The sequence below is a fragment of the Alistipes sp. An54 genome (genome assembly GCF_002159375.1).
GTDB classification, from domain to species: domain Bacteria; phylum Bacteroidota; class Bacteroidia; order Bacteroidales; family Rikenellaceae; genus Alistipes; species Alistipes megaguti.
Genome location: NZ_NFIA01000003.1, coordinates 209,964 through 229,926, shown reverse-complemented (window position 1 = coordinate 229,926; position 19,963 = coordinate 209,964). Strand labels below are relative to the sequence as shown.

The 19,963-nt window shown below is 61.0% G+C and carries 17 protein-coding genes; 6 read left to right on the top strand and 11 right to left on the bottom strand.

The features are described from left to right. The first annotated feature begins 12 nt into the window (after positions 1-12). A complete protein-coding gene (locus B5G09_RS04640) occupies positions 13-1,365 on the top strand; it encodes a sodium-dependent transporter (protein WP_087404230.1) in 1,353 nt (450 codons plus the stop codon). A 409-nt stretch (positions 1,366-1,774) separates the two neighbouring features. Here B5G09_RS04640 and ribH read toward each other — a convergent pair whose 3' ends face one another. Both ribH and B5G09_RS04630 read right to left on the bottom strand, forming a co-directional pair. Beyond that, the gene (gene ribH / locus B5G09_RS04635; RefSeq protein ID WP_087311402.1) at positions 1,775-2,305 is read right to left on the bottom strand and encodes a 6,7-dimethyl-8-ribityllumazine synthase; all 531 of its coding nucleotides are present in this window, start codon (positions 2,303-2,305) and stop codon (positions 1,775-1,777) included. Between the two features lie 9 nt (positions 2,306-2,314). Beyond that, a complete protein-coding gene (locus B5G09_RS04630; RefSeq protein ID WP_087311403.1) occupies positions 2,315-2,998 on the bottom strand; it encodes a tetratricopeptide repeat protein in 684 nt (227 codons plus the stop codon). 105 nt (positions 2,999-3,103) lie between these two features. Between B5G09_RS04630 and recF the strand changes: the two genes are divergently transcribed. Continuing rightward, positions 3,104-4,324, top strand: a complete 1,221-nt coding sequence (gene recF / locus B5G09_RS04625) for a DNA replication and repair protein RecF (protein ID WP_087404229.1) — start codon at positions 3,104-3,106, stop codon at positions 4,322-4,324. A 14-nt stretch (positions 4,325-4,338) separates the two neighbouring features. Then, positions 4,339-4,611, top strand: a complete 273-nt coding sequence (locus tag B5G09_RS04620; RefSeq protein WP_087311423.1) for a DUF721 domain-containing protein — start codon at positions 4,339-4,341, stop codon at positions 4,609-4,611. 421 nt (positions 4,612-5,032) lie between these two features. Here the strand turns inward: B5G09_RS04620 and B5G09_RS04615 are convergent, their stop codons facing one another. The 3 genes from B5G09_RS04615 to B5G09_RS04605 all read right to left on the bottom strand — a co-directional run bounded on the left by B5G09_RS04615 (position 5,033) and on the right by B5G09_RS04605 (position 9,562). Then, positions 5,033-6,226 (bottom strand): OmpA family protein, encoded by a 1,194-nt coding sequence (locus B5G09_RS04615; RefSeq protein WP_087404286.1) that lies wholly within the window; start codon positions 6,224-6,226, stop codon positions 5,033-5,035. Between the two features lie 168 nt (positions 6,227-6,394). Continuing rightward, positions 6,395-8,950, bottom strand: a complete 2,556-nt coding sequence (locus B5G09_RS04610; protein WP_087404228.1) for an adenosylcobalamin-dependent ribonucleoside-diphosphate reductase — start codon at positions 8,948-8,950, stop codon at positions 6,395-6,397. Between the two features lie 237 nt (positions 8,951-9,187). Continuing rightward, positions 9,188-9,562 (bottom strand): RidA family protein, encoded by a 375-nt coding sequence (locus B5G09_RS04605; protein WP_087404227.1) that lies wholly within the window; start codon positions 9,560-9,562, stop codon positions 9,188-9,190. A 227-nt stretch (positions 9,563-9,789) separates the two neighbouring features. Between B5G09_RS04605 and B5G09_RS04600 the strand changes: the two genes are divergently transcribed. Next, positions 9,790-10,248 carry an META domain-containing protein gene (locus tag B5G09_RS04600; RefSeq protein ID WP_087404285.1) on the top strand — a complete coding sequence of 153 codons (459 nt, stop codon included), beginning with the start codon at positions 9,790-9,792 and terminating at the stop codon, positions 10,246-10,248. 122 nt (positions 10,249-10,370) lie between these two features. On the opposite strand, the gene B5G09_RS04595 is transcribed toward B5G09_RS04600, so the two are convergent. After that, positions 10,371-11,192: a DUF5039 domain-containing protein gene (locus tag B5G09_RS04595; RefSeq protein ID WP_087404226.1), complete on the bottom strand. Its 822-nt coding sequence runs from the start codon at positions 11,190-11,192 to the stop codon at positions 10,371-10,373. A 115-nt stretch (positions 11,193-11,307) separates the two neighbouring features. On the opposite strand from B5G09_RS04595, the gene B5G09_RS04590 reads away from it, so the two are divergent. Next, positions 11,308-11,880, top strand: a complete 573-nt coding sequence (locus B5G09_RS04590) for a sigma-70 family RNA polymerase sigma factor (protein ID WP_087404225.1) — start codon at positions 11,308-11,310, stop codon at positions 11,878-11,880. Further along, entirely contained in the window at positions 11,877-13,181 is a 1,305-nt protein-coding gene (locus B5G09_RS04585) for an energy transducer TonB (protein ID WP_087404224.1), read from the top strand. The genes B5G09_RS04590 and B5G09_RS04585 overlap by 4 nt, the downstream gene beginning before the upstream one ends. 313 nt (positions 13,182-13,494) lie before the next feature. Here B5G09_RS04585 and B5G09_RS04580 read toward each other — a convergent pair whose 3' ends face one another. The 5 genes from B5G09_RS04580 to B5G09_RS04560 all read right to left on the bottom strand — a co-directional run bounded on the left by B5G09_RS04580 (position 13,495) and on the right by B5G09_RS04560 (position 19,872). Then, complete coding sequence (locus tag B5G09_RS04580; protein WP_087404223.1) at positions 13,495-14,493, bottom strand: malate dehydrogenase; 999 nt, start codon at positions 14,491-14,493, stop codon at positions 13,495-13,497. A 299-nt stretch (positions 14,494-14,792) separates the two neighbouring features. Then, positions 14,793-15,389 carry a recombination mediator RecR gene (recR, locus tag B5G09_RS04575; protein WP_087404222.1) on the bottom strand — a complete coding sequence of 199 codons (597 nt, stop codon included), beginning with the start codon at positions 15,387-15,389 and terminating at the stop codon, positions 14,793-14,795. Further along, on the bottom strand, positions 15,390-16,238 hold the full coding sequence (locus B5G09_RS04570) for a tetratricopeptide repeat protein (RefSeq protein ID WP_087404284.1): 849 nt from the start codon (positions 16,236-16,238) through the stop codon (positions 15,390-15,392). Between the two features lie 7 nt (positions 16,239-16,245). Then, positions 16,246-18,099 (bottom strand): BatD family protein, encoded by a 1,854-nt coding sequence (locus tag B5G09_RS04565; RefSeq protein ID WP_087404221.1) that lies wholly within the window; start codon positions 18,097-18,099, stop codon positions 16,246-16,248. 159 nt (positions 18,100-18,258) lie between these two features. Continuing rightward, positions 18,259-19,872, bottom strand: coding sequence for a fumarate hydratase (locus tag B5G09_RS04560; protein WP_087404220.1), 1,614 nt, complete (start codon positions 19,870-19,872; stop codon positions 18,259-18,261). Between the last annotated feature and the right edge of the window lie 91 nt (positions 19,873-19,963).

Here is a 19,963-nt window from a genome sequence, read left to right as displayed (position 1 = left end):
AAAAGTCCGCTTATGCAACATCATTCGCACAACCGCGCCACGCTGGGCGGGAAACTGAGCGCCGTTCTGGTAGCCGCGGGCAGCTCCGTGGGGCTGGGTAACATCTGGCGTTTTCCCTACGTTGCCGGAGACAACGGCGGCGGGGCCTTTCTGGTCATCTACATCCTCTGTGTCATTCTGATGGGGCTGCCGCTCATGATCGCGGAGTTCTCCGTGGGCCGCGCCTCGCACCTCAATGCCGTAGGAGCCTATCGCGCCCTCGACCGGCGGTGGAGTTTTCTGGGTTACAACGGCGTGCTGGCCGCCTTCCTCATCCTGGGCTTCTACTTCGTGGTCTCGGGCTGGACGGCCGAATACATGGTCCACTCCGTTACGGGCAGTCTGGCGCAATATACGACGGCAGCCGAATATGAATCGGTCTTCACAAACTTCATCAGCAATCCGTGGCGCCCGATCCTCTACACGGTGCTCTTTGCGCTGGCTACCCACTTCGTCATCGCACTGGGAGTTCAGAAGGGCATCGAACGCTCAGCCAAGGTGCTGATGCCGCTGCTCTTCGTGGTGCTGATCGCCCTGTCGATCCACTCGCTGCTGATGCCCGGAGGCGGCGAAGGGCTGCGCTTCTTCTTCCAGCCCGACTTCTCGAAGGTCACCCCTTCGACGGTACTTGTAGCCCTGGGGCAGGCCTTCTTCTCGCTCTCGATCGGCATCGGGACAATGGTAACCTACGCCTCCTACTTCAAGCCGGAGACCAACCTGCGCCACACGGCCCTGAACGTCACGATTCTCGACACGCTGGTGGCCGTATTGGCCGGCGTGGTGATCTTCCCGGCGGTCTTCAGTGTCGGCATCGAACCCTCGTCGGGCCCCTCGCTGGTCTTCATCACCCTGCCGAGCATCTTCAACGGCATGCCGCTGAGCATGGTTTGGTCGACGGTCTTCTTCCTGCTGCTCGTCGTAGCGGCCCTCACGTCGACCATCTCGCTGCATGAGGTGATCACAGCCTACCTCCACGAGGAGTGGCACATGAGCCGCCGTGCCGCCGCCTGGACCACCACGGCTGCCACCACCCTGCTGGGAGCCGTCGCCTCCCTGTCGGTCGGCGTCTGGAGCGGTTGGAAACCCTTCGGACTGACACTGTTCGACCTGCTGGACTACGTGACGGCCAACATTCTGCTGCCCGTAGGCGGCCTCTTCACCTGCATCTTCGTCGGATGGAAACTCGACCAACAGGTACTCAAGGATCAGATTACCAACAACGGGACGCTGAAGTTCCGCATCTACACGCTCTTCATCGTATTGTTGCGCTACTTCTGTCCGCTGGTCATGCTGATGCTCTTTCTGGACAATCTGGGGGTCTTCTGATCCCGCTGGTGTGTGTGGGGAGGGTAATCCGGATTCCGACGGATACGGAAGCAACGGCATGCCGCGGGCAGAGGCCTGACCCGGATGGCAAAAAAGGGACACTGCATAATGCAGTGTCCCTTTTTAATGATTTTCGGGAGAACTTCTCGCCGTTCGCAGTTTCATCTTCGCGGCCGTATATCTCAGAACCTTTCGGTTTTTATTCAGGCCTGTTCCTTCCGGCCCCTCGACGGTTTCCTGCTCCAAGACGCCTTCGCCTCGCTGCAGCCCCCCCCGACTGACTCTCCGGTCCTTTCTCGCTGCGGCTCCCCGGCCAAGACATTCTACAGTTCTTTGCCTCTCCGTGGTCCTTCGGCCCTCTGTAGTCTCTCGGCTCGCTGCGGCTTCCCCCCCCGAGACAGCCCCCGGGTCAGTTGATGTTGCGGCGATCGGGCTCCTTCTCGGGCGAAGCAGCCTCCATGTCGATCTGTAGCTTGACCATTTGAATGGCCGCCGCAGCCGCCTCATCCCCCTTGTTGCCGAGGCGCCCTCCGCAACGGTCCAAAGCCTGCTGCATGTCGTTGACGGTCAGCACTCCGAAGGAGATCGGCATATTCCACTGGATCTGCAGCTGCGTGATGCCCTGCGTGACCCCCTGGCAGATAAAGTCGAAGTGGCGCGTATCGCCCTGAATGACGCATCCGAGGGCAATCACCGCATCGACATCCGTATACTCGGCGAAAAACTGCGCCCCGAGCGAGAGTTCAAAGGTCCCGGGGACATATTTCACCTGAATGTTCATGTCCGGGCAGCCCGCAGCCCGCAGCGTGCGCACGGCTCCCTCCAGCAGCGCCTCGGTCACCTCACGGTTCCACTCGGCCACGACAATACCGAATCGCATGTCCGCAGCCGACGGCAGCGGAGCGTCGAATTTCGAAAGATTGTGATTCCGGGTTGCCATGTCGGTCGATTATTTCACGCTGCCCAGCAGTTTCTCGGCCTCACGGGCCTCCATCGAGGCGGGATACGAGGTCAGGATCTGCTCGTAGAAGGCGGCGGCCTTTTCGTTATTGCCCTGTGCCTGCTCGGCCAGACCGGCCTTGCGCAGATACATCGGTGCGGTCATGTTGTTGTCGGCAGCCTTCACGGCCTTCTCGTAGAACTTCACGGCCTGGGCGTAGTTCTGCTGCTCGACAGCCACGTCCCCCTGCAGACCGTAGTTCTGGGCGTTGATCAGCGCTCCGGGGATTCCCTTCACGGGCGAGAACTTGGCCAGATACCTGGCGGCATTCTCCAGATCACCCGTACGCAGGTAGCAGATGCCGGCGTAGTGCTTGGCCAGGTTGCCCGAGGGGGTCGAACCGTACTTGTCGATCACGTCGAGGAAGCCGGCGCCGTTGGCGTCACCGTGCAGGGCCAGTTCAAAATCGGGAGTCTCGGCATCGAAACGGTTCTGAGCCTCGGCGATCATCTCGGCAGCCTTCTCGGCCCGCGGCAGGACAATCAGCGAGCGATAACCGAAAATCAGGGCCGCGAGAATCAGCAGACCCAGGAAAATGTAGGACATCAAACGACCGTTCTCCTCGAAAAAGAGCTCCGTTTTGTTCATTGCCGTGCCGAGAGTTTCCGGTTCGGCGACGTTCTGTTTTGCCATAGTGCTATTGTTGTTTTTAGTTTATAATCCGTACGATAGTTTGCAAAGATACAAAACTATTCACAATGTGCAATGTCGTGTCCGGAAATTTTGTATTTTTGTCCTATGCATCTGAAGAAAATCGCGCTGCTGAATTTCAAAAACATCCGCCAGGAGGAGCTCCTGCTCTGCCCCGGAATCAATGCGCTGGTGGGCGACAACGGCGCCGGAAAGACCAATGTCATCGATGCGGTCTACTACCTGTCGATGTGCAAGTCGTCGCTGCCGATGACCGACGGCCAAAGCATCCGCCACGGCGCGGATTTCTTCCTCATCGAGGGGACCTACGCGACCGATGCGGGCAAACGCGAGGTGATCGTCTGCTCCTTCTCGCGCAAGGGCGGCAAGGTCCTCAAACGAAACGGAAAGGAGTATGACCGGCTGTCGGACCACGTGGGGCTGATTCCCGTGGTCATCGTCTCGCCGGCCGACAGTGCGCTGATCTCCGAAGCCGCAGACGAACGCCGCCGCTACCTCAACGCCTTCCTTTCACAGCTGGACCGCCCCTACCTGCAGGCCGTCATGCGTTACAACGCCGTCCTGGCCGAGCGCAACCGTCTGCTCAAGATGCAGCCCGACGAGACGATGCTCGAGATCTACGACCGCCAGCTCTGCGACCACGGCCGCGTGATCCATGCCCGCCGCCGGGAACTGATCGAGCGGCTGCAGCCCATCGTGGCCCGCTACTACCGGACACTCTCCGAGGACCGAGAGCAGGTCGAACTGCTCTACAAGTCGGAGTTGAACGAGCGGCCTTTCGAGGAGATCCTGCGGGCGGCCCGGCAGAAGGACCTGGTCAACGAATTCACGACGGCCGGCATTCACCGCGACGATCTGGTGCTGAAGATCAGCGGCTATCCGCTGCGCAAATACGGCTCGCAGGGGCAGCAGAAGTCCTTTCTCATCGCCCTGAAGCTGGCCCAGTATGCCATCGTGGCCGAAGAGAAGCACGAGCGCCCGATCCTGCTGCTGGACGACCTCTTCGACAAGCTCGATGCCGGGCGGGTCGAACAGCTGATCCGGCTGGTTTCGTCGGAGACCTTCGGGCAGATTCTCATTTCGGACTGCAACCCCACGCGGCTGAAGGCGATCCTCGACCGTTCGGGAGGCGATTACGCGCTCTTCTCGGTAGCCGACGGTGCCATCACACAGGAGCGGAAGACGGCCCGCCAACTCGAAGAGGAGGCCCAAACGGGAGAGGCCGGAATCGCAAACGAGAGCGGCAATCAGCCGGCACGGGAAGAGACCGCAGCCGGAATGCAGTCAACCGAAACAGACGAACCATGAGACGCACGAAAACCATGCTGATGGGCGAATTGCTGGACGAGTTCTTCAAGCGCCCGTACGTGGCCGCCAAGGTGGCCGAAGGGAAACTGCCCGATACGTGGCGGGAGATTGTCGGGGACCGTGTTGCCGACCAGACGACCGAGTTGCGTCTCGAAAAGCACATTCTCTACGCCCGAATCCGGTCGAGTGTCGTCCGTTCCGAACTCTTCTACCAGCGCGAGGCCCTCAAGGAGGAGATCAACCGTCGTTCGGGCGTGCGGCTGGTCAACGCCGTCATCATCCGCTAACGCCCCCGAACGTACCGGGCGGCACCCCGGACAGAGGCGGCAGACACTTCGCTCGAGGCGGCGGGCGCTTCTCCGGAAGAGATCGGTCCGGACATGCAGCAGCCCCATCCGAACCGCCGCTAAAAGGCTCGCAACAGAGCTCCCCCCCCCAACCGGTCTGCACCCGCCACAATCCCATCCAACGTGCAACAGAGAGGCCCCACACGACGGAACGGCATCTCCCGATTGGTCCACACCGGTTCCCCTGCAATCCAATCCCATACCCCGCGGACCGATCCCGGCCACTCCCGGACAGTTCCGGTCCTGTCGCACACAAGGCAAAAGAGCACCCGGGGGGGGGTCAAAAGAAAGAGTACCCCACCCAAAGGCGGGGTACTCTTTCTTTTTCTTTTGATGGATCGGACCAGCCGATCCGGCGTCGTTACTTGATGATCACCGAACGGTTGGCCTGCTGAACGTTCTTGTAGACGTCGGGTTCGTTGCCCAGCCCCTCGTAAGTCAGCTGCTTGGGGTTCACACCGCACTTGATCAGATAGTCGTAGACATTCTTGGCACGGTTTTCAGCCACCCGCTTGTTGCCGGCAGGCGTACCCGTCTGCTGGTCGGCGTGTCCCTGAATCGTATAGACACGATCCTTCGGACCGTTCTTGATCAGATCGGCCGTCAGTTCCAGACGCGTCTTGTCCTTGGCCGTGAGTTTCGACATGCTGTAGTCATAGAAGATGATCGAGGTCGGACTCGACGACGTATTCACCTTCCTGGCCTCGGCAGCAGCCTTGGCTTCAGCCTCGGCGGCAGCCGTCTCGGCCTCCTTCGCGGCGGCCTGTGCCGCGGCAAGCTCCTCGTTCAGACGGGCATTCTCGGCCTTCGAGGCCTCCAGCGCCGCATTGCCGGCCGCTACGGCATCCTGGAAGGCACGGATATCCTCGGCCGTATATCCCGGCACGCCACGCTGCCAGTTGCGCTGGTTGAAACGATAGGTGATACCGGCCGTGGCCGTGAAGCCAAACAGGTAAGCCCCGCTCACCGACGCCGGGCAAATCTCCGATTTGGCCATCAAACCCTTGAGCTCAATGTTGAAATCGAAAGCCTGCGAAAGACGGAACTTGTTGAGCAGACCGGCCGTGAAGGCAAACTCCTGATTGGTACCCGAAAGACTCGTCCGCTGGCTCTTGTCCGTGAAGTTCGAAGCCAGGTAACCGAAGCCGGCGAACGGCACGGCATACCATACACGATCCTCACGATAACCGCCGATCCAGTTCGAGGCGTTCACCATCACATCCGCATGCACGAAGAGGTAGGGCCACTTCAGCTTGCCCAGATCGGCATCGAAATTATTGAACCAGCCACCCTGCAACTGACCGCGCACGCCCACAACCGGGTGCAGCCACTTGGTCAGCGACAGATTGCCCTCGAATCCGAAACGATCGCCCCACGAACCGAGGTTGCCACTGTTCGAGAAAGCCGTACCGCCGCCCAGGCCGGCCGATATTTCCCAATTATCCCAAAATCCGTTGGAGACAAATCCCGCAAAACTCGGCTTCTTGGGCGTATCTTCAGCCTGGGCCGAAGCCGCGAATGCCGCAATCATGAATGTCAGGAAAATTTTTTTCATATCCATACAAATTTGATTTGCTATCTTCGGTGTAAAAGTACATATTTTTTCACAATTCGGATGATCTTCTCCGCAAAAAAAGTACAAAAACGGGCTGCTATCCACGCAAAAAGGTCCGAAGCTGCCGCTTCAGACCTTTTTTGCATCAAAAAGTGCCCTTTCAGGCGATCAACCGCACTTCGAATAGCCGCACGACATGCAGGTCAGACAGCCGTTCTGATAGGCCATGTTCTCCTGACCGCAGCTCGGGCATTTGCCCTTGGACTTCGTGCCGTCGACGATATACTGCTTCAGGGCGCGGCAGACACCCGTCTTCCACGTATTGATCGAGACGCTGTCCAGATGCAGCGATTCGATGAGCGAGACCGTCTTTTCGATCGGCATGCCGTGGCGCAGCACGCCCGAGATCAGCTTGGCGTAATTCCAGAACTCCTCGTTGAACAGACGCGAAATGCCGCCGATCGTGTTCGTATATCCGTAACGGTCCGTATACTGGAAGTCGTAGCGTTTCGTGCCGTCCTCCTCGCGCACCTTGATGATATAGCCCTTCTTGATCTTGGGCGGGATGTACATGGCGTCCTCCTCGATCTTACCGGTAAAGATCTCGTACGGACGGCCGTTCTGCAGTCCGACGAAGGCAATCCAGTCCTCCGTACCGTTCTTGAAACGGACGATGTCCGCGGGAATCGACTTCGGCCGCTTCGGAGCCACGCCCGGATGCTCCTCGCAGGTCTGCTTCTTATTCTTCGAGTTCTTGTCGAGCAGCACGCCCGAGCGGCAGCCATCGCGGTAGACCGTGACGCCCTTGCAGCCGCACTCCCAAGCCGTGCGGTAGACGTCGGCCACCAGTGCCTCCGAGACGTTGTTCGGGAGGTTGACCGTCACCGAGATCGAGTGGTCGACCCACTTCTGGATGGCCCCCTGCATCTTGACCTTGGCCACCCAGTCGATGTCGTTGGCCGTAGCGCCGTGATAGGGCGAAGCCTTCACCCACTCGTCAAGCTCCTCGTCGGAGATCGTGGCCAGTTTCTTCGTATCGTATCCGTTCGCCTCGAGCCACTTGACAAAGTTGTGGTGGTAGACGTTGTACTCCTGGAACTTTTCGCCCGTTTCGTCCTCGTAGTCGACGTGCGTGTCGTGGTCCGAGGGGTTGATCTTGCGGCGGCGCTTGTAGACCGTCCGGAAGACCGGCTCAATGCCCGACGTAGTCTGCGACATAAGCGACGTGGTGCCCGTCGGGGCGATGGTCAGCATGGCGATGTTGCGGCGGCCGTGCTTGATCATCTCCTCGTAGAGTTCGGGATCGGCCTCGCGGATGCGGGCGATCATCGGGTTGTTGACCTCCTTGGCGGCGTCGTAGATCGGGAACGGGCCGCGTTCGGCGGCCATCTGCACCGAGGCCCGATAAGCGGCCAGCGCCAGGGTCTTCTGCACCTCGACGGCAAAGTCGATCGCCTCCTGTGAACCGTAACGCAGCCCCAGGGCGGCCAGCATGTCGCCCTCGGCCGTGATGCCGAGGCCCGTGCGGCGGCCCTTCTGAGCCATCGTGCGGATCTTCTTCCAGAGCTCCAGCTCCACGCGGCGCACATCCATATCCTCGGGATCATGCTCGATCTTGTCGATGATCAGCTCGACCTTCTCCAGCTCCAGATCGATGATGTCGTCCATCATGTGCATGGCCTTGCCCACATGGTCGCGGAACTTCTCGAAATTGAACTTCGCATCGGGCTTGAACGGATTGTCCACGTAGCTGAAGAGATTCATCGCCAACAGACGGCACGAGTCGTAGGGGCAGAGCGGAATCTCGCCGCAGGGGTTGGTCGAGACCGTCACGAAGCCCTCGTCGGCATAGCAGTCCGGGATGCTTTCGCGCAGGACCGTATCCCAGAACAGCACGCCCGGTTCGGCCGACTTCCACGCATTGTGGATAATCTTGTCCCAGAGCTTCTTGGCGTCGATATCCTGCTCGTATTTCGGATGATCCGAGTCGATCGGGAACTGCTGGTGATACTTCTTGCCGGCCAGCGCCGCCCGCATGAACTCGTCGTCGATCTTGATCGAGACGTTGGCGCCCGTGACCTTGCCCGTATCGACCTTGGCGTCGATGAAGCGCTCGGCATCGGGGTGCTTGATCGAGAGGGTCAGCATCAGGGCGCCGCGACGGCCGTCCTGGGCCACCTCGCGCGTCGAGTTCGAGTAGCGCTCCATGAAGGGGACGATGCCCGTCGACGTCAGGGCCGAATTGAGCACCGGGCTGCCCGTCGGGCGGATGTGCGAGAGGTCATGCCCCACGCCGCCGCGGCGTTTCATCAGCTGCACCTGCTCCTCGTCCATGCGGAAGATGCCGCCGTAGGAGTCGGCCGGATGCTTGTGGCCGATGACGAAGCAGTTCGACAGCGAAGCGACCTGGAAATTGTTGCCGATGCCGGTCATCGGGCCGCCCTGCGGGATGACGTAGCGGAAGTGGTCGAGCAGCTCGAAGACCTCCTCCCGGGAGAGGGGATTCGGATATTTGCGCTCGATGCGCTCGATCTCGGCGGCGATGCGCTGGTGCATCTCCCGTGGCGAGCGCTCATAGATGTTTCCAAAGGAGTCCTTCAGGGCGTACTTGCTCACCCACACCGTGGCGGCAAGATCGTCCCCCTCGAAGTACTTCTTCGACTCGGCAACCGCATCGTTGTAATCGACCTTCTGCGGAGCTTCGGTATTGGTTGTTTTTGACATAATGGCTTGATTCTTATCTATATTTGTGTTTTTTTTGGATTCTTGTCTCTTCGGTCGGCGCCCTTCCGGGTCTCCTCGCTTCCGGGCGGTCGGCGCAAAGCCGCGGTTCTACAAATTTCAGACTTTTCCCCCTAAAAAGCCAAATTCGAGGACCAAACTTATCGACAATTTATCTACAATAGGCGAAAAGGCGCGCCCCAGACTCCCGGGGCGCGCATTCGTTCGGATTCGGGAGGATCACTTCACGGCCACGGCATCGATCTCGACCAGCGCGCCCATCGGAAGAGCGGCCACCTGGTAGCAGACCCGTGCCGGCATGTCACCCGTGAAGAACTCCGCATAGACGGCATTCATCGCCGCGAAGTCTCCCATCGACTGCAGCAGGACGGTCGTCTTCACCACATCACGGAAGTCATAACCGGCTTCGCGGAGGATATGGCCGATGTTGGTCAGCGACTGGCGCGTCTGCGCCTCGACACCCTCGGACATCTTGCCCGTGGCGCCGTCGATGGGCAGCTGACCCGAAACATAAAGCGTCCCACCCGTCTCAACGGCCTGGGAATAAGGCCCCACGGCTTTGGGGGCCTGCGGTGAAGCGATGATCTTTTTCATACGTATTGGATCGTTGGGACACCAAAGGTACGATTTATTTCCGATATTTGCAGGATATCGGGGCTGCTTCGGCAAAAAATTTCCCGAACGGCATCGGCTTCCGCTATCCTTGACTTCGTCTTGGACAGGAGGCGCCTCGGCACAGCCAAATCCCGAAAATTCCATTTTCGATTTGTCTCTGCCCCCGGCTTTCGCTATCTTTGCGGCAAAACTCAAATCGGAAAATGATGAAAAATCTGTTACGCATGACGGTAGCCGCCGCTCTGGTGCTTCTGATGGCCGGTTGCTGCCACTGCCGCTCCTATCAGCGGAAAACCCGCCGTCCGCTGGTCGGCACCGAATGGCAGCTGATCCAGCTCGGCGGCGAAACGATCCGCCCCATCGAGGGACGCTTCACCATCACCCTCACGGAGCAGGGCAAACTCTCGGGCGCCGGAGACTGCAACCGCATCTTCGGTCCCTACCAGAGTGACAAGGATCGTTCGCTGAAGATCGGGCCCCTGGCCTCGACCCGCATGGCATGCCCCGACATGAAACACGAGCGGGCCTTTATCGAAGCCCTCGAATCGGCCACCCACTACGACATGGACGGTCCGATGCTGCTGATCCTCTCGAACGGCGAACTGCGGGCCGTCTTCCAGGCCGTCCCGGCACCGACCGACCCGAAGGCCAAACCGGCCAACTAGGCAGCTTTCCACGACGCGAAACGGCGGGACCGATCCTCCTCGGTTCCGCCGTTTTCTTTTGCGGCCGCCATATCCGTCCGATCCGTGCGATGCCCCGCTCACAGGAACGGCCCGTTCGACAGTCACTCTTCCTGCAGCCCGGCCGAAGCAGCCGTGTCGGCCACGCAACCGGGATTGAACTGCTCACGCAGAAGCCGTTCGTTGAGTTCGCGCCGAAGCCTGCGCAGCTGCGAGAGTTCGTCCTGCAGGAGACCGATCTCCGGGCAACGCCCCTCCAGCTCCTTCCACGCCGACGTAAAACGGGACAACAGCGGATCAGTCGACAGAATCCACCCCTTCGTCCCGTAATAATCGACCATATAGCGCAGAATAGCCATGTTGCGCTGCCGCTCGGCCTCACGCTTGCGTTCCAGAGCCGGTTCATAGTCGGGATTCCCGGCCCGCAGACGCGCATACATCTGGTTATAGTGCATCTTGTTGGCCGACTCGCGCTCGGAATCCTTCACCCCGCGGAGCGCCACATACTCCTGATGGATGGTATCGTACTGCGGATCGGTGCGCAGAATGGCCGTGTAGGCCTCCGAGGCGGCGCGCAACCGCTCGCCAAGCTGATCAATGGCCGGCACCGTATCACGCAGCCGCGCATAGTTCAGCCCGGGCAGGGAGAAGACCTTGGGGGTGATCCGCGCCTGTTCGGCATAGTCGAGGTAGACCTTCCAGGTCAGTTGGTTGAGTTGCAGATCGAGGCGGCGGATCACCTCATCGAGTTTGACGATCCGGGACCTCAAGCCGTCCCCCGTCAGGTCCCCGGTTTTGGATCGGGATTCGGTTGGTTGTGCCGGTTGTGCCGGTTGAGCCGGTTGAGCCACGGCACCGGCGGCCGTCATCAGCAGCAGGGCCAACAGAACCTGCTTCGAAAAAAGAGTCATTGCTTTCATTTTCATCGTTCCAATTTATGCATTTTGTGCAACGGTTGCATCTATTGGATGCGGAAACCCTTAAAAATACATAAATCCGCACGAAAAAACAAGTAACTTTACCCGTCAGAACCCGCCAACCATGCAACTCCCCGAGAAAAATCCGCTCCGTCCGGACGATGACGAACTGCTGGCCCGCTACCGGGCCGACGGCCGCACGGAGCATCTGGCCCAACTCTACCTCCGCCATACGGAGCTGGTCTACGGCGTGGCACTGCACCTGCTGCGCAACCGGGCCGATGCCGAGGATGTGGTGATGCAGCTCTTCGAGGAGCTGATCGTCAAGGCCCGCCGCCACGAGATCCGCAACTTCCGCAGCTGGCTCCACACGGTCTGCCGCAACCTCTGCCTCATGCGGCTGCGCCGGGAGGGGCGGATGCCACCGGCCGAAATGCCGCGCGAACTGCCCGACGACGGCCAGCTGATCGACCTGCTGGCCGACGAGGAGCGCCGGCAGCAGCTCCGCACGGCACTCGAACGGTGTCTGGAACGGCTGCCCGAGCCCCAACGGCGCTCGATCCGTCTCTTTTTCTTCGACCGCTGCTCCTACGCCGACATCGCCGCCCTCACGTCGTGGCACCTGAAGAGCGTGCGAAGCTACATCCAGAACGGCAAACGCAATCTGAAAATCTGTCTCGGGAACAAACGGCCATGAAACTCATCGACTATCTGTCGGGCGACCGCCGAGGGGGCGAGGCCCGCGATCTGGAACTCGAAGCGCAGCGCGATCCACTGCTTGCCGAGGCGCTGCAGGGATTCGAAGAGAACCCCGGCGACCCTGCCGAAGCGCTCGCCGAGTTACGGCGACGTATCCTCGCACGGGCGGCACTCGAGACACGGCGTCGACACCGGCGTCTCATACGTCGCGTCGCGGCAGCGGCCGTTCTGCTGATTGCCGCGCTGACAACCGGGCTGATAGCCCTGCACCGGGCGGAGCGGTTCGAAGCCCCGACCCTTGCGGAACAGGCCCCACGGCCGGAAGCACCGAACGGAGCCCGGGAAACGGCCGGGCCTCAAACGGAGCGCAGCGCCACCCCCGGTGCGGAGCATCCCGACTCTCCGACGCCGGAGACGAGGACGGGAACCCCCGCCAGCCGTCCAGAGGCGCCACGCACCCCGGCAGATACCCTTCCGGCCCGCTCGTCGGACGGAAGAGCCGTCCCGACCATAGGCTCTGCCTTTGATACGGTCACCGTCGTGGCCTACGGGGTGGGGCACAAGCCGGAGAGGACCGGCAGCCCCGGCACGGGAACAGAGGTCCGTGACACCTTCTCCCGAAAGAGACCGACCCCGACAGAATCCCTCCGACGCGAAGCCGCCCCGGCCACCACACAACGACAGGTCCGCTACCTGGTCAACGGCGTCGAACGGGTCTCGCTGGCCGGACTGGACACTCGTCGGATCACCGATATCGCGATCCACGACGAGGCCGACGGCACAACGTGCATCGAGATCACCACGCCACAGCAACTCCCCGAAGCGGCGCTGGCCACAGCCGAACCCTCGCGGAGATCCCCCCTGCCGGACGGCAATCTGACGGAGTTCCGCGAAGATGTCGAGCCGCGGCTGACGGCCCCCGTACCGCCGGAAGAGAAGGTGGAGGATCTCCCGTTCGTCAGTGCAGAGACGCTGCCCCGCTTCCAGGGGCAAGACCTCAACGGCTTCCGGAAGTGGGTGCAGGAGCGGATTGCTCCGTCGAAGATCGTCCCGGGGAGCGGAATTCCGGGGCGCGTGGTTGCCTCGTTCGTGATCGACACGACCGGAAGGCTCACGCAGATCCGGATTCTTCAGAGCCCCGACCGCTCGCTCTCCGACGAGGTCGTCCGCGTGCTGAAGCAGTCGCCCCGCTGGGAGCCGGGACGACAGTTCGACCGGAAGGTGCCGGTCAAATTTTGCATTCCGGTCGATTTCCGCCAGCGGCAGCAACCGACAAAGCAAGACCGCAACCGGGACTGACAACAAACCGGCTGCGACCGGCCACCAATCGCCGGCCACGGCCGGCACCCGATCGCAGCCGGAACAGACAACCGACCGCCTGCTGCGAACAACGCCCGATCACAACGGGTCCGGACAGCCAACCGGCCAATGCGACCTTCGGAGCGATCAGTCCCCCGAAATCCCTTCTCCGCTCGAAGCTGTTCTTGTTTGAAGCGTCCCGGTTCGAGGCCGCCCCTGTTCCTTGCCGACCGTTCCTTGCCGACCGCTCACGAAAAAGCCCTCTTCCCGTGCACGGGAAGAGGGCTCGTTCGTTGTCGGACGCGCGTCCCGATTACTTGAGGTTCGGGTTCAGCTCGCCCCACTTGTCGATGGCGGGCAGCACACCCATCTCGATCACCTCGTCGCGCAGCTTGACAAGGTGCTCGTAGCTCTCGCGGAGCTTCTTGTGCTCCTCGGGCGTACCCTTCACATCCTTGTAGTGAACACCCTCCTTCGTGATCTCGGTCTCCATGGCCATCATGATGTGGTTGAACTCGCCGTTGTGCACGTAGGTTCCGGCCGGGTACTCGAAGGGTTTGCCACCCATGGCGGCGGCGATCATGCAGATCGAAACATAGGCCGGGCTCTGGAACGACGAACGTCCGCGCAGGTCGATGATGTGCTTTCCACCCTGGATCACACGCTGCTGCAGGGCCTCCCAGTCAGCCTCGGGCATCTCCTTGCCGATGAGTTCCGACAGGGGCTTGCCGGTCACCATCGTCGTCGAAGCGAAGACGGCCATCTGCTCGCCGTGACCACCGTACGTACGGCAGTTGCGCACTTCGTCGGGCGAAATCTTGAAGTACTTGGCCAGCTCCGAACGCAGACGCGTCGAATCCAGCGCTGCCAGCGTCGTCAGCTGCGAAGGCTTCAGACCGCTGTAGATCAGCGTGATCAGACCCGTAATGTCGGCCGGGTTGAAGATCACGACCACGTGCTTTACATCGGGGCAGTAGGCCTTGAGGTTCTTGCCGAAGTCCTCGGCGATCTGGGCGTTGCCCTTAAGCAGGTCCTCACGCGTCATGCCGGCCTTGCGGGCGGCACCTCCCGACGATACCACATAGGCGGCACCCGTCAGGGCCTCCTTCACGTCGGTCGTCCAGGTGATGTTCACCCCCTCGAAAGCGCAGTGATAAAGCTCCTCGGCAACACCCTCCAGCGCCGGGCCAAAAGGATCATAGAGGCAAATGTTCGGCGTAAGATGCATCATCAATGCCGTCTGCGCCATGTTCGAGCCGATCATGCCGGCTGCACCCACGATGGTGAGTTTCTCGTTTGTCAGAAATTCCATAATTCGTTTGTTTATAAACGTTTATTAGAAAAATAGTTCTTAATATCTCTTAACTTCAGTCTCCAGTCTCTTTCTTCCTTCTTTTATCTTCGCCCGGCTCTGCTCAGTCTCTCTCCCAGACTCACTCGGGCCTCTTCCAGACTCATTCGGCCCGCTCGGTTCCGCTTCCAGACTCACTCGGCCCTCTCCCGACTTCACTCAGTCCCTCTCCTGGCCCTTCGCTCGCCCCCAGTTAGACACCTCGCTCGCCCCCAGTTAGACATCTCGCTCGCCCCCCAGTTAGGCCCCTCGCTCGCCCGCTATTCGATTTCGCGGCGGTTGCGCAGAGCGTGGGTGATGGTCAGTTCGTCGACATACTCCAGTTCGTCGCCGAATCCAATTCCCCGCGCTATGGAGGTGATCTTCAGCCCCGCGAACTGCCGCAGGCGGTTCATCAGGTAGAAGAGCGTCGTTTCACCCTCGACCGAGGTCGAGATGGCCAGGATCACCTCCTTGACACCTCCCGCCGCAATCCGGTCGCAGAGCAGGTCGATCTTCAGGTCCGAAGGCGAAATGCCCTGCATCGGCGAGATCAGACCGCCCAGCACGTGGTAAAGCCCGCGGTACTGGCGCGTATTCTCGATCGAGAGGACATCGGCCACCTGTTCGACGACGCAGATCGTCGTATGGTCACGCTCGGCATCGGCACAGATCGGACAGATCTCCTCGTCCGAGAGGTTGTTGCACCGTGCGCAGTAGCGGATCTCGTTGCGGAAGCGGTCGATGCTCTCCGTCATCAGGGCCACCTCCTCGCGGTCCATCCGCAAGAGGTGGATCGCCAGCCGCAGGGCCGTCCGCCTACCCACGCCCGGGAGTTTCGACAACTCCCCGACCACATTCTGCAGGAGCTGCGACATCTAAATCGTTTCGATGTTTTTCGACTCGAGCCACCCCTTCTTGCCGTCGGCGATGGTGATCTCACACCACCCCTCGAGGCGGTTGGTGATCTCGACCCGCGTCCCTTCGTGCAGCACGAAGAGGTCCGTGGCCGACTTGTCGGGCGAACTCTTCACGGCCGTCGAAAGCGACATCACCACGGCCTGCGTATCGTCGAGCATCTCGCGACGCTCGCCCGCGGCACACCACATCGTCGCGATGCAGAGCAGCACGGCAATCATCGTTCCGTAGAACCCCGCCTTGCGCAGCGACAACCGGCGGGCCAGCAGATAGAGCAGGAAGAGTCCCAGCGCCGCAGCCAGAGCCACCAGCGAGAAGATGCTCCAGGCCGTACAACTCATCGCATGGCGCAGCGTGCGCAGCCATCCCGTGAGGAAGAACTCCGGAATCTCCTCAATGCTGTCCTTCGTCCGGGACTCGGCCACCCGCAGGTTATAGCGGATGTCGTCGTTGCCCGGCGCCAGGCGCAACGCCCGGTTGTAGTAGAGGATCGCCTCGCCCAGGCGTCCCTCCTTGAAGCAGGAGTTGCCCAGGTTGTAGTAGAGTTTCATCGAGCTCAGGCCGCGGGAGAGGATCTCTTCGTAAATCGACGTCGCGGCGTGGTAATCACCGTTGAGATAGGCCGTGTTGGCCCGATCCCACAACGCGTCGGGAGTCGCCTTGCCGACCGGCACCGGCGTTCCGTCCGTCGGATACGCCACGCTGTCCGCCTCCGCCGCCGTATCGGCCGTCATCTCCGGATCGGTCCCCTGAGCAAGCACCTCGCCGGCACCCCAGGCCAGAAGCAGTATCAAAAACAGTCGTTTCATCATTCGATCAACGTTTTATTACCGATTCGATCTGCGAAATCAGATTCACGCCCTCCGAATAGACGTCGCTCATGCGCGTCGACTCGACCGGCGAGTACTGCGCCTCGTCGCAGCGGGTGATGATATCCGTGAAGCGCTGCGAATCTTCGGCCGAAATGCCGCGCTTGTGCAACTCCTCGCGGACGTTCTCCTTCGTCAGGTTGGCCATCGGGATGTTGAACTTGTCGCTCATGTAGCCCCACAGCGCCCGCAGCATCTCCTCGTAGAAGGCATGGCGGTTCTGCTCCTCCATGTAGCGTTTGGCCGTCCGGAAGCGCTGCACGGCCACCTTGTTGGCCCGTTTGCCGCGGACCAGCGCCACGTTCTGCGATTCGCGGATCTGACGTCGCAGCGCCATGTAGACCAGTGCGAAGAGGATCAGAATGCCAACCAGCACGATCCAATAGGCCGCGCTGAAGAGGAACGGCACGGCAACCGTCCGCAACTGGGCCGCTCCCAGCTTGATGAAGCGGATATCCTCGCCCAGCAGCCGGACGTCCTCCTTCGACATGCCGCGCCCCTGCATCACCACGGCATCGCCGCCGCCCGAGGCATCGGGCGTTACCTCGAGATTCATCGCCTTCGAGCGGAGCGTCACGTACTCCATGCGCTGCGGATCGAAATAGGAGAACTCCAGCGGCTCAACCTCGTAGCTGCCCTCGGCCCGCGCAATGAAGGGGTATTCGAACTGACGGTACCCCGTAATGCCGGTCGTCGAGGCGTTGATCGACTCGGTGGTCTTCACGTTGTAGAGTTCGAACGAGGCCGGAAGCTGCAACTTCGGAGCCTGCACGAAGGTCAGGTTGCCGCGTCCCGAGATCTTGGCCGTCAGGCTGGCCCCGGAGTTGGCCGCAAAGCGTTCCGCAGGCAGATTGGTCTCCATCGTGAAGGAGCCCACGGCTCCGTTGAAACTGGCCGGCGCTCCGTCGGGCAGCGGTTTGACCGTCACCGTCACACGCTGGCTCTTCACCTTGCGCGGCACGTTGAGCACCTCGCGCCCCATGCCGAAGAAGGGATCGGCATTGCGGCTCTGGATCACCACCTGCGCCACGACGGTCATCTCCACGGGATCGATCGTCAGCTGTCCGACCTGCTGCGGATAGAGCAGGTAGTCGATCAGCACGCGCGTCTCGTAGACCTTGCCGTTGTAGGTTTCGCGCCCCACCTGTTCGGCATTCGGGTCGGTCAGATCCTGCGACCAGAAGCCGTTGAACGACGGCGCCGATTCGGGCACCACATTTACATACGGCACCCGCGTATAGAGTTTGAAGGCCACGTGCAGCGGCTCGTTCTTGAAGACCGACGTGCGCGACACGACGGCCCGCAGCAGGATGTCGTCCTTGCCGATCTGGCTCTGGGCATCCTGGCGATCCCCCGAACCGGAGCTTTGCGGTTGCTGCTGTTGCGAACGGCCGCCATCCCCCTCGTCCACCACCTCGATGGGCAGCTGACGCGTGCGATAGGTTCGGCCGTCGACCTTGACCTCCGCCGGACCGATCGTCACCGTACCCGCCGACTGCGGCAGCAGCACATACGTATAGGTATGGCTGACGCTCTTGGTCATCGAGCCGTTGATGATCTGGATCGAGGAGCCCGTGGACTCGGCCGGTCCCGCCAGCACGTCAAAACCCTCGAACGAAGGGGCCACGAACGACCCCTTGTCGGGTTTGGCGTTGAGCGAGAACTCCACACGGAACGCCCCGCCGACGGCAACCGTCAGCGGTGAGTTGGCCTCGAAAGTGACCTCCTCGTCGGCACGCGCCGGAAAGACCGCCAGCACGAGGAGCGCCACCAGAGACAATTTCGCAAAGAATGCTCTCATTACAGTTTACAAAGCGATAGATCGGTTAATCATGCACGCCGCAACCCCGCACGACGTTTGCCGCCTGACGGTGTTCCGGGGCCCGAGGAGGGTTCTCGTCCCCTCTGCCGAAATTACAACGCAACTTCCAGCCCTTTAGTATCTCCCGAGGGCGGATTTTCAGTGCTTGAATTCGGCGAAGAAGTCGTTGCCCTTGTCGTCGACGATGATGAAGGCCGGGAAGTTCTCGACATAGATCTTGCGCACGGCCTCCATGCCCAGTTCGGGGAAGTCGACCACCTCGACCGACTTGATCGAGTTCTTGGCCAGAATGGCGGCCGGACCGCCGATCGAACCGAGGTAGAATCCGCCGTTGGCCTTGCAGGCATCCGTGACGGCCTGCGAGCGGTTGCCCTTGGCCACCATCACCAGCGAACCGCCGTGTTTCTGAAACAGATCCACGTAGGGGTCCATACGTCCGGCCGTCGTCGGGCCGAACGATCCCGAAGCCATGCCCTGCGGCGTCTTGGCCGGACCGGCGTAGTAGACCGGGTGTTTCTTGAAGTATTCGGGCATCGGCTTGCCCTCGTCGAGCATCTGCTTGATGCGGGCGTGGGCGATGTCGCGGGCCACGATGAGCGTACCGCGCAGGTTCAGACGCGTCTTGATCGGGTATTTGGTCAGGATCTCGCGCACCTTGTCCATACCCTCGTCCAGGTCGATGTCCACCGCGGGCGACATGGCCGGAGCCTCGGCCGGCAGGAAGCGGGCCGGATTCTTCTCCAGCTCCTCGAGGAAGATACCCTCGGGCGTGATCCTGGCCTTGATGTTGCGGTCGGCCGAGCAGCTGACGCCGATGGCCACCGGACACGAGGCGGCGTGGCGCGGAGCGCGGATCACGCGTACGTCATGCACCAGGTACTTGCCGCCGAACTGGGCACCCACACCGCTCTCGCGGCAGATCTTCAGCACCTTCTCCTCCCACTCCAGATCGCGGAAGCAGCGGCCGCCCTCGTTGCCCGAGGTAGGCAGCTCGTCGAGATAGCCGGCCGAAGCCTTCTTCACGGTCGAGAGGCACATTTCGGCCGACGTGCCGCCGATGCAGATGGCCAGGTGGTAGGGCGGGCAGGCCGACGTGCCGAGGTCGAAGATATGCTGCTGGATGAACTTCGTCAGTGACTCCTCGTTGAGCAGCGCCTTGGTCTGCTGGTAGAGGAAGGTTTTGTTGGCCGAGCCGCCGCCCTTGGTGATGAAGAGGAATTCATACTCCATGCCGGGTTTGCCGCCGTAGATGTCGATCTGCGCCGGGAGGTTCGTGCCGGAGTTCTTCTCGTCGATCATCGAGAAGGGCACCACCTGCGAGTAGCGCAGGTTGCGGTCGCGGTAGGTCTCGTAGACGCCGCGGGCGATGCACTCGGCGTCGTCGGCTCCGGTCCACACGTCCTCACCCTTGTGGGCGATGCAGATGGCCGTACCCGTATCCTGGCAGGTCGGGAGTTCGCCCTCGGCCGCCACGCACTGGTTCAGCAGCATCGTATAGGCCACGAACTTGTCGTTGTCCGTCGCTTCGGGATCCTCGAGGATGTTGCGCAGCTTCTGCAGGTGCGCCGGACGCAGGTAGAACGAAACGTCGCTGTAGGCGGCCTTCGACAAGAGTTCCAGACCCTTCGGATCAACCTTCAGGATCTTGCGGCCGTCGCACTCCACGACCTTTACGTAATCCTTCGTCAAAAGACGATACTGAGTTTTGTCCGCCTCGATCGGGAACGGCTCCTGATAGATGAATTCTGCCATGATCGTATGTGTTTGTTGTTGTTTGCGCCGTGTATCGGTGTTTTCGTTACGGCAAAAGTACAAAAAACAATCCGGATTGTACAAACTATTT

Excerpts from the sequence above, each read along its gene's own strand:
- B5G09_RS04605 (WP_087404227.1), bottom strand. The coding sequence starts at position 9,562 with ATGAAAAAGATCATCGCTTCACCGCAGGCCCCCAAAGCCGTGGGGCCT.
- B5G09_RS04590 (WP_087404225.1), top strand. The coding sequence starts at position 11,308 with ATGCAACTCCCCGAGAAAAATCCGCTCCGTCCGGACGATGACGAACTG.
- ribH (WP_087311402.1), bottom strand. The coding sequence starts at position 2,305 with ATGGCAACCCGGAATCACAATCTTTCGAAATTCGACGCTCCGCTGCCG.
- B5G09_RS04620 (WP_087311423.1), top strand. The coding sequence starts at position 4,339 with ATGCTGATGGGCGAATTGCTGGACGAGTTCTTCAAGCGCCCGTACGTG.
- B5G09_RS04610 (WP_087404228.1), bottom strand. The coding sequence starts at position 8,950 with ATGTCAAAAACAACCAATACCGAAGCTCCGCAGAAGGTCGATTACAAC.
- B5G09_RS04615 (WP_087404286.1), bottom strand. The coding sequence starts at position 6,226 with ATGAAAAAAATTTTCCTGACATTCATGATTGCGGCATTCGCGGCTTCG.
- B5G09_RS04595 (WP_087404226.1), bottom strand. The coding sequence starts at position 11,192 with ATGAAAATGAAAGCAATGACTCTTTTTTCGAAGCAGGTTCTGTTGGCC.
- B5G09_RS04585 (WP_087404224.1), top strand. The coding sequence starts at position 11,877 with ATGAAACTCATCGACTATCTGTCGGGCGACCGCCGAGGGGGCGAGGCC.
- B5G09_RS04565 (WP_087404221.1), bottom strand. The coding sequence starts at position 18,099 with ATGAGAGCATTCTTTGCGAAATTGTCTCTGGTGGCGCTCCTCGTGCTG.
- recF (WP_087404229.1), top strand. The coding sequence starts at position 3,104 with ATGCATCTGAAGAAAATCGCGCTGCTGAATTTCAAAAACATCCGCCAG.
- B5G09_RS04640 (WP_087404230.1), top strand. The coding sequence starts at position 13 with ATGCAACATCATTCGCACAACCGCGCCACGCTGGGCGGGAAACTGAGC.
- B5G09_RS04630 (WP_087311403.1), bottom strand. The coding sequence starts at position 2,998 with ATGGCAAAACAGAACGTCGCCGAACCGGAAACTCTCGGCACGGCAATG.
- B5G09_RS04560 (WP_087404220.1), bottom strand. The coding sequence starts at position 19,872 with ATGGCAGAATTCATCTATCAGGAGCCGTTCCCGATCGAGGCGGACAAA.
- B5G09_RS04600 (WP_087404285.1), top strand. The coding sequence starts at position 9,790 with ATGAAAAATCTGTTACGCATGACGGTAGCCGCCGCTCTGGTGCTTCTG.
- B5G09_RS04580 (WP_087404223.1), bottom strand. The coding sequence starts at position 14,493 with ATGGAATTTCTGACAAACGAGAAACTCACCATCGTGGGTGCAGCCGGC.
- B5G09_RS04570 (WP_087404284.1), bottom strand. The coding sequence starts at position 16,238 with ATGAAACGACTGTTTTTGATACTGCTTCTGGCCTGGGGTGCCGGCGAG.
- recR (WP_087404222.1), bottom strand. The coding sequence starts at position 15,389 with ATGTCGCAGCTCCTGCAGAATGTGGTCGGGGAGTTGTCGAAACTCCCG.